Here is a 14,376-nt window from a genome sequence, read left to right as displayed (position 1 = left end):
TCACGAGTACCTGATTGCGGCAGCTGCGCAGCCGAACGCAGCCTTCGGCAGCTGCTACATAGATCGCATTGCCATTTTATTGAAGCCTATACAACAGATTCTCGTGGAGCCTCGCTGATGAAATCCTATGAAGTCAATTTTGACGGTCTAGTGGGGCCGACCCATAACTACGGCGGTTTGTCCTACGGCAACGTCGCGTCCCAGAGCAACAGCCAGCAATCTTCGAATCCGAAGGAAGCCGCCCTGCAGGGCTTGGCGAAGATGAAAGCGCTGATGGAAATGGGCTTCCAGCAAGGCGTTCTGGCACCGCAAGAGCGTCCTGATGTGGCGGCGTTGCGCCGTTTGGGTTTCAGCGGCACCGACGCGCAAGTGATCGAGCGTGCTGCCAAAGAGGCGATGCCATTGCTGGTCGCCAGTTGCTCGGCGTCGAGCATGTGGGTGGCCAACGCCGCCACGGTCAGCCCAAGTGCGGACACTGCAGACGGGCGTGTGCACTTCACGGCTGCCAACCTCAATTGCAAATATCACCGCAGCATCGAGCACCCGACCACCAGTCGCGTGCTGGGCGCGATGTTCGCCGATCAGAAGCACTTCGCACATCATGCGGCGTTGCCGGCGGTCGCGCAGTTCGGTGACGAAGGGGCTGCCAACCACACCCGCTTCTGCCGCGAGTACGGTGAGGCGGGCGTCGAGTTTTTCGTGTTCGGTCGCAGTGCGTTCGACACCCGTTACCCGGCCCCGCAGAAATATCCCGCGCGCCAGACCCTCGAAGCGTCTCAGGCTGTTGCGCGTTTGCACGGCTTGAGCGATGACGGTGTGGTGTACGGCCAGCAGAACCCTTCGGTGATCGATCAGGGCGTGTTTCATAACGACGTGATTGCGGTGGGTAACGGCGAGGTGCTGTTTTATCACGAGGACGCGTTCCTCGACACCGAGCAGATGCTGGCTGAATTGCACGGCAAACTCGCGAAAGTCGGCGGCAAATTTCAGTCGATCTGCGTACCGCGTTCTGCCGTAACCGTCGAGGATGCGGTTCGGTCCTACTTGTTCAACAGTCAGCTGCTGACACGTGCGGATGGCTCGATGCTGTTGATCGTGCCGGAAGAATGCCGTGGCAACGAGCGTGTCTGGCAGTACCTGCAAAGCCTGACCAGCTCCGGTGGCCTGATCCGTGAAGTCAAGGTTTTCGACTTGAAGCAAAGCATGCAGAACGGCGGTGGCCCGGCTTGCCTGAGGTTGCGTGTTGCGCTGAATGAAACCGAACTGGCGGCGGTCAACCCAGGCGTTATCATGACGGCACCGTTGTACGGCACGCTGACCGAATGGGTCGACAAGCACTACCGCGACCGCATGACCGAAAACGATCTTGCGGACCCGCAGTTGTTGCTTGAGTGCCGGACGGCACTGGATGAACTGACGCAAATCCTTAAACTGGGCGCGGTTTATCCTTTCCAGATCAATTGAACGTCGAGAGCGTAAAAAAACATGAGCGATACCCTGCAGCTGATCCTTGAAGACACCGACGGCACGCAACTGGAAACTTCCTGCACCCGCGTCGCGGTCATTTGGCAAGGCAAAGAGCTGTGGATTCAGCACGATGGCCGTGGCCAACTGCTGATCGGCGTGGACGTGGAAGAAGGTGACGCTGAATACGCAAACCTGCTGCTGCGCCCATTGGCGACTAATCTGGTAAGTCTGCAACTGGAAATGGAGCCGGCTGAAGTCGGTGACGAAGACCACGTGCACGGCCCGGATTGCGCACACGACCACTAAGGAAACGCTCTATGCTCGCCCTCGGCAAATTGCTTGAACTGACCCTCGCCGGCCGTGAACCGGCGGAGAAGACTCAACTGACTGTCGAAGGCGTGCGGATGCGCTGGTTGAGCGAAGGTGCACTGGAAGTCCGGCCACCTGAAGCCCGCGACAACGGCATGGACGTGCTGCTGTCGGCCGGCATCCATGGCAACGAAACAGCGCCGATCGAGTTGCTCGACCGCCTGTTGCATGACATCGCCCGCGGCGATTTGAAGCCGCGTGCACGTATTCTGTTCCTGTTCGGCAACCCGGATGCGATTCGCAAAGGCGAACGCTTCATCGAGCAGGACGTCAATCGGCTGTTCAACGGCCGTCACGAACAAAGCAGTGGTGCCGAGGCCCTGCGCGCCTGTGAGCTGGAGCGGCTGGCGGCCAGTTTCTTCAGCCTGCCGGATCGCAGCCGTTTGCACTACGATCTCCACACGGCGATTCGCGGCTCGAAAATCGAGCAGTTTGCCTTGTACCCCTGGAAGGAAGGTCGCCAGCATTCACGCTTGGAGCTGGCGCGCTTGCGTGCCGCCGGGATGGAAGCCGTGCTGCTGCAGAACAAGCCTTCCATCGTTTTCAGTTCCTACACCTATGACAAGCTTGGCGCCGAGTCTTTCACGCTTGAATTGGGCAAGGCGCGACCGTTCGGGCAGAACGACGGGGTCAACGTTGATCTGCTGGAAACCCGTCTTCAGCAAATTATCGAGGGTAATGAGCCGCCGCTCAGCGAAGCTTCGCTGGAGGGGTTGCAGTTGTTCAGCGTGGCACGGGAAATCATCAAACACAGCGATAGCTTCCGCCTGAACTTGCCGGCCGACATCGAGAATTTTACGGAGTTGGAGGTGGGGTACCTGCTGGCCGAAGACATTGCCCAGACGCGCTGGATCATCGAGGAGGAGGGCGCCCGGATTATCTTCCCGAATCCCAAGGTCAAGAATGGACTGCGTGCCGGCATCCTGATCGTGCCGACGACCGACGAAAACCTCGCCTGACGTCAGCGTATTACCACTGTGGGAGCTAGCCTGCTAGCGATTGCAATGTGTCAGTCACCTTGATTGTCGACTGATACACCGCTATCGCCAGCAGGCTGGCTCCCACAGTTATGTCCGGTGTTTAGACCGCTACCGCACGCGGCTCAGTACGGCGCAATGCACGTATCTTGTGCAGCGTATCCGCGCAGGTCTTCGCCGCTTCCTGGCCTTTATGCACGAAATGCTCGAAGAAAAATTTGTGATGCAGTTCTTCGCCGGCATGGAAGAGGTGCGGGGTCAGGGAGACCGAGAACACGGGCACTTCGGTTTCCAGTTGAACCTGCATCAGGCCACTGACCACCGATTGGGCAACGAATTCGTGACGGTAGATCCCGCCGTCTACTACCAAGGCTGCCGCGACAATGCCGGCATAGCGACCGGTCTTGGCCAGCAACTTGGCGTGCAGAGGCATTTCAAAGGCGCCGCCGACTTCGAAGAAGTCGATGTCGGATTCCTGATAACCCTGGGCAATCATTTCCGCCAAAAAGCCTTTACGGCTCTGATCGACGATATCCTTGTGCCAGCAGGCCTGGACGAACGCTACGCGCTCGCCGTGATGGTGTTTGCTTTTGCTATCGATTGCGGTGGGTTGCATGTTCTGACTCCTGTTTGTGTAAAAAACAGGGCATATGAATCGAATGGGATTTAAGGGTACGCGCGCTCGCACTAAGGCATGCGGACGGCCCTTTGGCGCCAATCCCGTTCTCTCTTCATCCGGACTATGACCGTCGGCCCCGGGATCACACCGGGTCTGCTGACCTTGCCGTCATGCACCGCTATTGCCGTGCCTGCCGCCAAGCGCTCGCGGGCTATGCGCATTGCGCGCAATTACCGCCGGTGGGGAGTTGCACCCCGCCCTGAGAACGTTTTGCCGCCAGATTGTCTGGCGGCGAAGCGTTTTTAACACATATTTCTGACTGGCGCATCGCTGCTATCTGATGATTGCGATCGAGTTTTCAGTTGTGTCGGCGAGACTTTTCCTCGACGCGGGGTTGATTATTCGGCGCCAAGACCGCAGTAATTCCTACATGAAAGGGATTTCCCCTGCTTACCGAGGCCAGATTCATGAGCGTTATCGATCTTCGCAGCGACACCGTCACCCAACCCACCGCCGGTATGCTCGACGCCATGGCCAAAGCGGCCACGGGTGATGATGTGTACGGTGAAGACCCGACGGTCAATCGTCTGGAAGCCGAGCTTGCCGATCGGTTGGGTTTCGCTGCGGCGCTGTTTGTGCCAACGGGCACCATGAGTAACTTGTTGGGCTTGATGGCCCATTGCGAGCGCGGTGACGAATACATCGTTGGCCAGCAGGCACACACCTATAAGTACGAGGGTGGCGGCGCGGCGGTACTGGGTTCGATCCAGCCGCAGCCTATCGAGGTGCAGGCCGATGGCTCGCTGGATCTGGCTCACGTGGCCGCCGCCATCAAGCCGGATGATTTCCACTTCGCCCGCACCCGTTTGCTGGCACTGGAAAACTCCATGCAAGGCAAAGTGCTGCCATTGGAGTATCTGGCTCGGGCTCGAGCGTTCACCCGAGAGCATGGTCTGGCGTTGCATCTGGACGGCGCGCGTCTTTATAACGCGGCGGTCAAATTGGGGGTGGATGCCCGGGAGATCACCCAGCACTTCGATTCAGTGTCCGTGTGTCTGTCCAAAGGGCTGGGCGCGCCCATCGGTTCAGTGCTGTGTGGCTCGACGGAACTCATTGCCAAGGCCCGGCGTTTGCGCAAAATGGTGGGGGGCGGTATGCGTCAGGCGGGTCTCTTGGCGGCGGCGGGATTGTATGCGCTGGAAAACAACGTGGAGCGTCTGGCCGACGACCATACCAACGCACAACACCTGGCTGACGGTCTGACAGCCGCCGGTTATGAAGTCGAGCCCGTTCAGACCAACATGGTTTATGTGCAAATGGGCGAAAAAGCCGACGCGATCAAGGCCTTCGCCGCCGAGCGAGGGATCAAATTGAGTGCTGCCGGGCGACTGCGCATGGTGACTCACATGGACGTCAGTCGTGCTCAAATCGAGCAGGTCGTCGCGACATTTGCCGACTTTTCTCGCAACTGACCGTGTTAGCCGTCCAATTGACTGTTTGTATCGTACAAACACACTGTACCTAGTCACTAACGCCGATATAATGCGGCCCTTTGCCGTCGCTTCGTCTGTTGACGTTTCGCACAGGCCTTTGGCCGCAGCCTCCGTGGAAGAACCTAATGAAAAGCGCAGAAATCCGTGAAGCCTTCCTTCGCTTCTTCGAAGAGCAAGGCCACACCCGTGTAGCCTCAAGCTCTTTGATTCCGGGCAACGACCCAACCCTGCTGTTCACTAACGCGGGGATGAACCAGTTCAAGGACTGTTTCCTGGGCCAGGAAAAGCGCGCGTACACCCGTGCGACAAGCAGCCAGAAGTGCGTGCGTGCCGGTGGCAAGAACAGTGATCTGGAAAACGTCGGCTATACCGCTCGTCACCACACATTCTTTGAGATGCTGGGTAACTTCAGCTTCGGCGATTACTTCAAGCATGACGCGATCACGTACGCCTGGACCTTCCTGACCGATGTCTTGAAGCTGCCCAAGGAAAAACTCTGGGTCACCGTCTATGCGTCGGACGATGAGGCTTACGACATCTGGACGAAGCAGATCGGTGTGCCGGTTGAGCGCATGATCCGTATCGGCGACAACAAGGGCGCGCCGTATGCGTCCGATAACTTCTGGACCATGGGCGATACTGGCCCGTGCGGTCCTTGCACCGAGATTTTCTACGATCACGGCGACCACATCTGGGGCGGCCCGCCAGGTTCGCCGGAAGAAGACGGTGATCGCTACATCGAAATCTGGAACAACGTGTTCATGCAGTTCAACCGCACCGCCGATGGCGTGTTGCATCCGTTGCCAGCGCCGTCGGTCGACACCGGCATGGGCCTGGAGCGGATCAGTGCGGTCATGCAGCACGTCCATTCCAACTACGAAATCGACCTGTTCAAGAATCTGCTGAGCGCTTCGGCCGAGGCCATCGGTTGCAGCAATGACGACCAGTCGTCGCTCAAGGTGGTCTCCGACCACATCCGCTCGTGCGGTTTCCTGATTGCAGACGGTGTGCTGCCGTCCAACGAAGGTCGCGGCTATGTGCTGCGCCGGATCATTCGTCGTGCCTGCCGTCACGGTAACAAGCTGGGCGCGACCGGTAGCTTCTTCTACAAGATCGTCGCGGCACTGGTTGCCGAGATGGGTGAAGCGTTCCCGGAACTCAAGCAGCAACAAGCCAATATCGAACGCGTGCTTAAAGCTGAAGAAGAGCAGTTCTCCAAGACGCTTGAGCACGGCCTGAAGATCCTCGAGCAAGACCTGCTGGAGCTCAAAGGTACCGTCGTGCCTGGCGATGTGGTGTTCAAGTTGTACGACACCTACGGTTTTCCGATGGACCTGACGGCGGACATCGCCCGCGAACGTAACCTGACCGTCGACGAAGTCGGCTTCGAACGTGAAATGGAAGCCCAGCGCGTCCGTGCCCGTTCGGCGAGTTCCTTCGGTCTGGACTACAACACGCTGGTCAAGGTTGACGTGGCCACCGAGTTCACCGGTTACAAAGCCACCAGTGGCTCGGCCAAAATTGTCGCCATCTATAAAGACGGTCAATCGGTCGACGTATTGAGTGAAGGCGAAGAGGCCGTCATCGTCCTCAATCAGACCCCGTTCTATGCCGAATCCGGTGGCCAGATTGGCGATAGCGGTTATCTGCAAGCGGGCGCTTCGCGTTTCGACGTGCGCGACACGACCAAGACTGGCGGTGCATTTCTGCATCACGGTGTTTTGGCCTCGGGCAGCCTGCTCGTTGGCGCACCGGTCGACACTCATGTTGATGCCGAGGTGCGTCACGCCACCGCGCTGAACCACTCAGCGACACACTTGCTGCACGCAGCACTGCGGAAGGTGCTGGGCGAACACGTTCAGCAGAAAGGCTCTTTGGTCGACAGTCAGCGCCTGCGTTTTGACTTCAGCCACTTCGAAGCTATCAAGCCTGAGCAACTGAAAGCACTGGAAGACATCGTCAACGCCGAGATTCGCAAGAACTCTGAAGTTGCGACCGAAGAGACCGATATCGAAACCGCCAAGCAAAAAGGCGCCATGGCGCTGTTCGGCGAAAAATACGGCGACAACGTTCGCGTACTGAGCATGGGCGGTGATTTCTCCGTCGAGCTCTGCGGCGGTATCCATGCCAACCGTACCGGTGACATCGGCCTGCTGAAAATCATCAGCGAAGGTGGTGTGGCTTCGGGTGTGCGTCGTATCGAAGCCGTCACCGGTGCTGCGGCACTGGCTTACTTGAACGCTGCGGAAGAACAACTCAAGGAAGCGGCCAACCTGGTCAAGGGCAGTCGCGACAACCTGATCGACAAGCTCTCGGCTGTGCTGGAGCGCAACCGTCTGCTGGAGAAGCAACTCGAGCAGTTGCAGGCCAAGGCTGCCAGCGCGGCGGGCGACGATCTGTCGGCTTCTGCGCTGGACGTCAAGGGTGTGAAGGTCCTGGCCGTGCGTCTGGACGGTCAGGATGGCAAGGCGCTGCTGGCGCTGGTTGATCAGCTGAAGAACAAACTCGGCCGCGCAGTGATCCTGCTCGGCAGTGTCCATGAGGATAAGGTCGTTCTGGTTGCAGGCGTAACCAAAGACCTGACTGGCCAACTCAAAGCCGGTGATTTGATGAAGCAAGCCGCTGCGGCAGTGGGCGGGAAGGGCGGTGGTCGTCCAGACATGGCGCAGGGCGGTGGTACTGACGCTGGCGCACTGGACGCGGCATTGGCCCTGACTGTTCCGTTTGTAGAGCAGGGTTTATAAGGCAACTGTTTCCGGTCCGCAGTCTAGTGGCGGACCGGAACGCTGTTTGAGTGATTTTTTTGGGCGCCCTTCATGGGCAGAGGCGGCTTTGAAATGGCTTTGATCGTACAGAAATTTGGAGGCACCTCGGTCGGCACTGTCGAGAGAATCGAGCAGGTCGCCGACAAGGTTAAGAAATTCCGCGATGCCGGCGACGACCTGGTGGTTGTGCTGTCTGCAATGAGCGGCGAAACCAACCGTCTGATCGATCTGGCCAAGAAAATCAGTGGCGACGGCCAGCCGGTTCCTCGTGAACTGGACGTGATTGTCTCGACTGGTGAGCAGGTGACGATTGCACTGTTGGCCATGGCGCTGATCAAGCGCGGCGTGCCAGCGGTGTCCTACACCGGCAATCAAGTGCGGATCCTGACAGACAGTGCGCACAACAAAGCGCGTATCTTGCAGATTGATGACCAGAAGATTCGTGGTGATCTGAAAGCAGGGCGTGTGGTGGTTGTCGCCGGTTTCCAGGGCGTCGACGAGCACGGCAACATCACCACACTCGGTCGTGGCGGTTCCGACACCACCGGCGTGGCGCTGGCAGCGGCCTTGAAGGCGGACGAATGCCAGATCTACACCGATGTCGACGGCGTCTACACCACAGATCCACGTGTGGTGTCCGTGGCTCAGCGCCTGGACAAGATTACCTTTGAAGAGATGCTGGAAATGGCCAGCCTCGGTTCAAAGGTGTTGCAGATCCGTGCGGTGGAATTCGCCGGGAAGTACAACGTTCCGCTGCGCGTACTGCACAGCTTCAAGGAGGGGCCGGGCACCCTCATTACTATTGATGAAGAGGAAACCATGGAACAGCCGATCATTTCCGGTATCGCTTTCAACCGCGATGAAGCCAAGCTGACTATCCGTGGCGTGCCAGACATCCCGGGCGTTGCGTTCAAGATTCTTGGTCCGATCAGTGGCGCGAACATTGAAGTCGACATGATCGTGCAGAACGTCGCGCACGATAACACCACTGACTTCACCTTCACTGTGCACCGCAATGATTACCAGGCGGCGCAGACGGTGCTGGAAAAAACCGCCAGCGAGTTGGGTGCCCGTGAAGTCATCGGCGACACCAAGATCGCCAAGGTCTCGATCGTCGGTGTTGGCATGCGTTCTCACGCAGGCGTCGCTAGCCGGATGTTCGAAGCACTGGCCAAGGAAACGATCAACATTCAGATGATCTCGACCTCGGAAATCAAAGTCTCCGTGGTGATTGAAGAGAAGTATCTGGAACTGGCTGTGCGCGCTCTGCACACGGCTTTCGAACTGGACGCGCCGGCCCGTCAGGGCGAGTGATGCGTTTGCCAAAGGGCGCGGTCTGACCGCGCCTTTTGTTTTCTTGAATGGCGTGACTCGAGGCTGTTCTTTTGCTCGCGCTGGTCAATACTCAGGCATGTAGGACTTCGACCATTTTGGTTGTAGGTCGAGTGCCTCTTTTTTTGCAGACTGCTGTCCCTGAAATGTAATGCGTGAGGAGAAAGGTATGCTGATTCTGACTCGTCGGTGCGCAGAAAGCCTGATTATCGGTGATGGCGAAATCACCGTAACCGTGCTCGGCGTCAAAGGAAATCAAGTGCGTATCGGTGTCAACGCCCCGAAAGAGGTTGCGGTCCACCGTGAGGAAATTTACCTGCGTATAAAGAAAGAGAAGGACGAAGAACCAAGCCATTAATTTTTATCGCTTTTTATGTTTGCAAACGGGGAAAAGGTTGGTTAAGATACGCCCCGTGTTGCGGAGAGCTGGCCGAGTGGCCGAAGGCGCTCCCCTGCTAAGGGAGTACACCTCAAAAGGGTGTCGGGGGTTCGAATCCCCCGTTCTCCGCCATTATTTGCGTAGTACGTTGTAATCTGGCTTCTTCGGTAAGTTGTTGAAATTACTAGAAAAAGTGTTTGACATAGAGATTAGACGGCCTATAATGCGCGGCAACAAATGCACTCGTAGCTCAGCTGGATAGAGTACTCGGCTACGAACCGAGCGGTCACAGGTTCGAATCCTGTCGAGTGCACCATTTAAGAGTTGTTTGCAGTAATGCGAATGACTTGGCTCCAACCAGTTGTGATCTGGTATAAAAACACACATGCACTCGTAGCTCAGCTGGATAGAGTACTCGGCTACGAACCGAGCGGTCACAGGTTCGAATCCTGTCGAGTGCACCAAACAACAAAAAGCCCGCTTTTAAAGCGGGCTTTTTGCCGTCTGGGATTTGGCTTTTCCTTTTGTGCATCCTTTATCGTCAAACACGATTTGCGCGCTGCGACCACGCTTGTCGTTGTAGCGATACCTAATAGCCGAATTACGAATAGTGATCTTGTCCGGTTTGCCCAAGGCGCTTTCCACCTCCTGCTGGGTCATGCCGGCGACTATGCGCTGATTGATGATCGCTGCACGTCTCTCGCGTGCGCTTAGCTGATTTCCACATTTATCCTCGGCTTGGCCGACGATCGTCAGATTCCTCATCCCGGTGGTGTTTGTCCTGTCGCGGACATCAGCTTCCGGCAGCAGTGCCATCGTGGTACTTGGCATGGAAGTGCGCACCTCCTGCGTTGAGAAGTCCTCGCCGGCGTTACAGCTCAATGTGGTGAAGGTGATGCTTCCGTCCGGCGCCTCGCAGCGGTGAATGGTCACTGCAAGCGCTGTCTGGGGAAGGCAGAGTAGAGCGGCCAGCAAAAAATAATGTCTGTTCGAAAGCATCAAACGTCCTCCTTGACGGTCCTATTGCAGGGTAGTCGCTACATTTTCCGGCGAGGGTGTGTTTTCTTTTCCGAATGAGTCGTCGCAGATTGAACGGATCAGGGCATCACTCAGGTTTGTTCTGCAAGCGCTTGTTTCAACCGCGATTTTTTAACGTTTAAAACCTTCGGGCGGTGTATCATTGCGCCCGTCAGCCCCGCCGGGGCTTGTGGAAAACCTCCATGGACTTACCCAGTAGTTACTCAGTACCCCATTTTTCCAATCATGAATTGACTGATTGATGCTTCCGGCGTGCCCCGCTGCTGGGAGTGGAGTTCGCCTATGTCTGAAGTAGAAGTAAAGAAAACGCAAGAAAGCCTGCAAGACCGCCTCGCTCAAGTCGTTGAGCTGCTGCATCGTCAGCGAGTGGTCGAAGACCTGACTCATCGCCAGGAAGGTCCGCATCACGAACGGGTCGAGAACCTTGTTCACCGTCAAAACCTCGTCGAGCTGCAACGCAAGCTCGATGACCTGCACTCCGCCGACGTCGCCTACATTCTTGAAGCTTTGCCGCTGGACGATCGTTTAACGCTCTGGCAATTGGTCAAGGCCGATCGCGACGGTGACATCCTGCTTGAAGTGTCCGACTCGGTTCGTGAAACCCTGATCGCCGACATGGACGATCACGAGCTGTTGGCGGCAGCCAAGGACATGGACGCCGATGAATTGGCGGACCTCGCGTCCGAGTTGCCGAGAGACGTCGTTCACGAGCTGATGGAAACTCTGGATGGTCAACAGCGTGAGCGCGTTCGCTCCGCGTTGTCCTACGACGAGGAACAAGTCGGTGCGCTGATGGACTTCGAGATGGTGACAATCCGTGAGGATGTCAGTCTTGAGGTGGTTTTGCGGTACTTGCGTCGCCTCAAAGAGTTGCCAGGTCATACGGACAAACTGTTCGTCGTGGATTACGACGGCGTGCTGAAGGGCGTTTTGCCCATTAAGCGTTTGTTGGTCAACGATCCGGACAAACAGGTCGCGGAAGTCATGGCCAGCGATCCGGTAAGTTTTCATCCGGATGAAGATGCCTACGATGCTGCTCAAGCATTTGAGCGTTACGATTTGATTTCGGCCCCCGTGGTCGACAAGAACGGTAAGTTGATCGGCCGTCTGACCATCGATGAAATGGTCGATCTGATTCGTGAGGAGAGCGAAAACGAAGTTCTCAACATGGCGGGTCTGCGTGAAGAGGAAGACATTTTCGCGTCGGTATGGAAGTCCCTGCGTAACCGTTGGGCCTGGCTGGCGGTTAACCTGGTTACTGCGTTCATTGCCTCGCGAGTGATTGGTCTGTTTGAAGGTTCCATTGAAAAGCTGGTAGCACTCGCGGCATTGATGCCGATTGTGGCCGGTATTGGCGGTAACTCGGGTAATCAGACCATCACTATGATTGTCAGGGCGATGGCGCTGGATCAGGTGAGTACAGGCAATACCTCGCGATTGATGCGCAAGGAGTTGGCGGTCGGCCTGATCAATGGCTTGGTTTGGGGAGGCGTCATTGGCATCGTGGCCTACCTCCTATATGGGAGCTGGTCCCTGGGGGTGGTCATGACTGCTGCCATGACACTAAACCTGCTGCTTGCCGCATTGATGGGGGTGTTGATACCCATGACACTCGCTCGATTAGGACGTGATCCTGCAATGGGAGCGAGTGTCATGATCACTGCCATGACCGACAGTGGGGGCTTCTTCATATTTCTGGGCTTGGCGACGATATTCTTGCTCTGACTTACCGTTTTTAAGATCCGTCATTCGGCGGGTCTAATTAGATGACCAGTTTCACCGAAAAGCCCTGCAAGTTACGCTTGCAGGGCTTTTCTCATTTTTGTCGACGGAACTCTGAATCCAGGGCAGCCTCTCTTTGCATGATGAGGGCGCCAAGGTAGTCAGGTATTACAGTGGGCGAGGGGGGGGGGCAATGCACCTACCACTGAATTTCGGACAAAAAAAAGCCAGCTTTACGCTGGCTTGGGAAATCAGTTCAGTCAGGACGCGTCTGTGGCCATTTCGGCGTCATGGGCGATCAGCGAAACAAGCGCATTTTGCTGGCGATGGGAAAGTTGACGGAAACGTTGCAACAGTTCGCGTTCGTGCAGTGACAGCTCAGGGCTGTCCAGGCGCATGCTGAGTTCTTCGCCCAGCGCACCTTCCTGAATAAGGCTTTGCTCAAGGCGCGCGATGATTTCGGAGTTCATGCTGCGATGATGATTGCGAGCCACTTCGGCAATGCGTTCACGCATTCCGTCTGGCAGACGTACGACGAACTTGTCAGCCGTACGGCTGGAATAAATTGCCTGTTTCAATGGGCGCATATATTTAACCGGTTAGTTCAGGGGAGCGGTTCTCGGGATTGGCCGCAGGATGTCTGATAGGACAAGCGCTCTGGCCAAATGTTCAACCTGAATTGATAGAGGCCCGCATCATGCCTCAAGATTGCCAGTTCGTTGGCGTCAATTCTGTGACAAATATTGAACTGGATAGAGGCGTTCTGCCAGCACCAATCATCAGAAATGCGGACTGGTTTGAAACTTTGACCAGGACTGTCCTGCTGCCGCATCCTCCTGTTTGCAAAGCGATCTCCCAAGCGCCGCGGGAAGTCGCGAACTATGCGAGGTTCTGCGAGACCTTCCTTTTAGAGAATAGTGGCAAATGGCCGATTCGCTAGTCAAAGGTTCGTGAAGTAGGTAGTTTCAGGATGGATGGCAGCGTTTTATCGAGGCCGATAGCCGGGGAGGGGGCTCCACGGGAATTCGCGCTGATCAGATACCGTGGCCATAAAATTGGCGCGGTTGATTTTGCGATTCTGGATTCATTTTCGGGAGCGTTTTGGGCGAGGTCACTCTGGTGGTCCTCGCCTTTCGACGTTGTTGCGAGTGTGTTAGCGAAAAACCGGGTCGAACTTGATCTTACGACCGGCGATCAATGCCAAGATGAACAGCGAGGAAAAAGCGCCGCAAGCAATCAGTGGGACGGTGAGATACGTCTCTTGTGCTGATGAAAAATGGTAGATGCCGCTTATTAGGGCCAGGACGAAAAATCCTGCGGCGGACTTGGACATACTGATGCTCCTGAATGATTCAAAATACCAAGCGATCTGAAGAATGAGTGGGCAACACGGCCGTCCCCTGACTACCGCTTTGAATTCCAAAGCCTGGATCGGTATTCATGACCGCTAGCTGAGGGGCTTTTTGCAGCTGAAGATAATGCGGTATCCGTTGGACGATCGACTCTTCATCCTTCTCGGGTGTGAAAGTGAATCCCAGCAGAAGGGCCAGTGCGATCACGTTCGAAAGAAGAAGGATGTTGTTCATGGGAATGATCTCCGATGCTTTGCAGGTTACTAAAGCAGCCAGCGTGCCAACAGTCTAAATGGGATAAGTCGTTCAAATACAGGGGATTAGGGGTCGGCTGGATGGTTTTGTTCGTGCATTTTGCAATGATGGCTTTTTGAGGGGGGGGTTATTTGCACGACCGGCGACCATCGGCGAATGAGGGGAACATTGCCTACGCTTAAAAAGCATGAGGACGACATGACAAAAGTAGGGTTGCCCGTTAACATGCACGCCGTCGCTGCATGACGCCTCTTGGCAGTTTTCCGGATGACGAATGTCTCAGTAGCTCAATTGGATAGAGCATCCCCCTCCTAAGGGGAAGGTTGGCAGTTCGAACCTGCCCTGGGACACCATGACTTCTCCTTCTGCCGGCCCGTTTCTTGTTCGGTGATGTTGATCAGATCTCGAGGTTGCTGCAGAAGTCGAAAAGCCCTGCTGGGTTCACTCAGACAGGGCTTTTTTATGTCTCGCGTAAGCTGTCAGGTCGGATCCCTTCCTTATATAAGGAAGCTATTCGACTTTCTGATAGAAAATCAAAATCAGTGCTTGACGACAGATTCAGGATGTCTATAATTCGCCCCACTTCCGGCGCAGTCGAAACGGAAAAC

Annotated in this window: 13 protein-coding genes, 4 tRNA genes and 1 riboswitch; of the genes, 12 read left to right on the top strand and 5 right to left on the bottom strand. The window is 56.2% G+C overall.

Features of this window, described 5'->3' with window-relative positions; all coding sequences use genetic code 11:
• Positions 1 to 117: 117 nt before the first annotated feature.
• Genes astB through astE form a run of 3 tightly spaced genes read left to right on the top strand, consistent with a single transcriptional unit; the run spans position 118 to position 2,795 of the window.
• Positions 118 to 1,464 (top strand): N-succinylarginine dihydrolase, encoded by a 1,347-nt coding sequence (gene astB, locus AC3ZVB_RS20420; RefSeq protein WP_490147572.1) that lies wholly within the window; start codon positions 118 to 120, stop codon positions 1,462 to 1,464.
• A gap of 21 nt (positions 1,465 to 1,485) precedes the next feature.
• Entirely contained in the window at positions 1,486 to 1,773 is a 288-nt protein-coding gene (locus tag AC3ZVB_RS20415; protein ID WP_008033108.1) for a hypothetical protein, read from the top strand.
• Between the two features lie 11 nt (positions 1,774 to 1,784).
• Positions 1,785 to 2,795: a succinylglutamate desuccinylase gene (astE, locus tag AC3ZVB_RS20410; RefSeq protein ID WP_162438707.1), complete on the top strand. Its 1,011-nt coding sequence runs from the start codon at positions 1,785 to 1,787 to the stop codon at positions 2,793 to 2,795.
• Positions 2,796 to 2,916: 121 nt separating this feature from the next.
• Here astE and AC3ZVB_RS20405 read toward each other — a convergent pair whose 3' ends face one another.
• A complete protein-coding gene (locus tag AC3ZVB_RS20405) occupies positions 2,917 to 3,429 on the bottom strand; it encodes a 6,7-dimethyl-8-ribityllumazine synthase (protein WP_490147571.1) in 513 nt (170 codons plus the stop codon).
• 102 nt (positions 3,430 to 3,531) lie between these two features.
• A riboswitch (FMN riboswitch) is annotated at positions 3,532 to 3,703 on the bottom strand.
• Between the two features lie 196 nt (positions 3,704 to 3,899).
• Between AC3ZVB_RS20405 and ltaE the strand changes: the two genes are divergently transcribed.
• From ltaE to AC3ZVB_RS20370, 7 genes are all read left to right on the top strand, one after another.
• Positions 3,900 to 4,904: a low-specificity L-threonine aldolase gene (ltaE, locus tag AC3ZVB_RS20400; RefSeq protein ID WP_490147570.1), complete on the top strand. Its 1,005-nt coding sequence runs from the start codon at positions 3,900 to 3,902 to the stop codon at positions 4,902 to 4,904.
• Between the two features lie 146 nt (positions 4,905 to 5,050).
• Positions 5,051 to 7,669, top strand: a complete 2,619-nt coding sequence (gene alaS, locus AC3ZVB_RS20395; protein ID WP_194693770.1) for an alanine--tRNA ligase — start codon at positions 5,051 to 5,053, stop codon at positions 7,667 to 7,669.
• 93 nt (positions 7,670 to 7,762) lie between these two features.
• On the top strand, positions 7,763 to 9,004 hold the full coding sequence (locus tag AC3ZVB_RS20390; RefSeq protein ID WP_162438711.1) for an aspartate kinase: 1,242 nt from the start codon (positions 7,763 to 7,765) through the stop codon (positions 9,002 to 9,004).
• Positions 9,005 to 9,191: 187 nt separating this feature from the next.
• Positions 9,192 to 9,380, top strand: coding sequence for a carbon storage regulator CsrA (gene csrA, locus AC3ZVB_RS20385; RefSeq protein ID WP_002554426.1), 189 nt, complete (start codon positions 9,192 to 9,194; stop codon positions 9,378 to 9,380).
• Positions 9,381 to 9,442: 62 nt separating this feature from the next.
• Positions 9,443 to 9,533 (top strand) — tRNA-Ser (locus AC3ZVB_RS20380).
• Positions 9,534 to 9,640: 107 nt separating this feature from the next.
• Positions 9,641 to 9,717: transfer RNA gene (locus tag AC3ZVB_RS20375), tRNA-Arg, on the top strand.
• A gap of 71 nt (positions 9,718 to 9,788) precedes the next feature.
• A tRNA-Arg gene (locus tag AC3ZVB_RS20370) sits at positions 9,789 to 9,865 on the top strand.
• A gap of 19 nt (positions 9,866 to 9,884) precedes the next feature.
• Here AC3ZVB_RS20370 and AC3ZVB_RS20365 read toward each other — a convergent pair.
• A complete protein-coding gene (locus AC3ZVB_RS20365; protein ID WP_490147569.1) occupies positions 9,885 to 10,400 on the bottom strand; it encodes a cell envelope protein SmpA in 516 nt (171 codons plus the stop codon).
• A 321-nt stretch (positions 10,401 to 10,721) separates the two neighbouring features.
• Here AC3ZVB_RS20365 and mgtE point away from each other — a divergent pair, with 321 nt between their 5' ends.
• The gene (gene mgtE / locus AC3ZVB_RS20360; RefSeq protein WP_162438712.1) at positions 10,722 to 12,164 is read left to right on the top strand and encodes a magnesium transporter; all 1,443 of its coding nucleotides are present in this window, start codon (positions 10,722 to 10,724) and stop codon (positions 12,162 to 12,164) included.
• A 257-nt stretch (positions 12,165 to 12,421) separates the two neighbouring features.
• On the opposite strand, the gene AC3ZVB_RS20355 is transcribed toward mgtE, so the two are convergent.
• From AC3ZVB_RS20355 to AC3ZVB_RS20345, 3 genes are all read right to left on the bottom strand, one after another.
• Positions 12,422 to 12,748 carry an Arc family DNA-binding protein gene (locus AC3ZVB_RS20355; protein ID WP_008154293.1) on the bottom strand — a complete coding sequence of 109 codons (327 nt, stop codon included), beginning with the start codon at positions 12,746 to 12,748 and terminating at the stop codon, positions 12,422 to 12,424.
• 566 nt (positions 12,749 to 13,314) lie between these two features.
• A complete protein-coding gene (locus AC3ZVB_RS20350) occupies positions 13,315 to 13,494 on the bottom strand; it encodes a PA3371 family protein (protein WP_162438713.1) in 180 nt (59 codons plus the stop codon).
• A gap of 19 nt (positions 13,495 to 13,513) precedes the next feature.
• Positions 13,514 to 13,747, bottom strand: a complete 234-nt coding sequence (locus tag AC3ZVB_RS20345) for a hypothetical protein (protein ID WP_162438714.1) — start codon at positions 13,745 to 13,747, stop codon at positions 13,514 to 13,516.
• A 297-nt stretch (positions 13,748 to 14,044) separates the two neighbouring features.
• Here AC3ZVB_RS20345 and AC3ZVB_RS20340 point away from each other — a divergent pair.
• Positions 14,045 to 14,121: transfer RNA gene (locus AC3ZVB_RS20340), tRNA-Arg, on the top strand.
• Positions 14,122 to 14,376 lie beyond the last annotated feature (255 nt).

It is taken from the genome of Pseudomonas sp. MDV22-iso1 (assembly GCF_058145095.1).
This window is presented reverse-complemented; position numbering and strand designations above follow the sequence as displayed.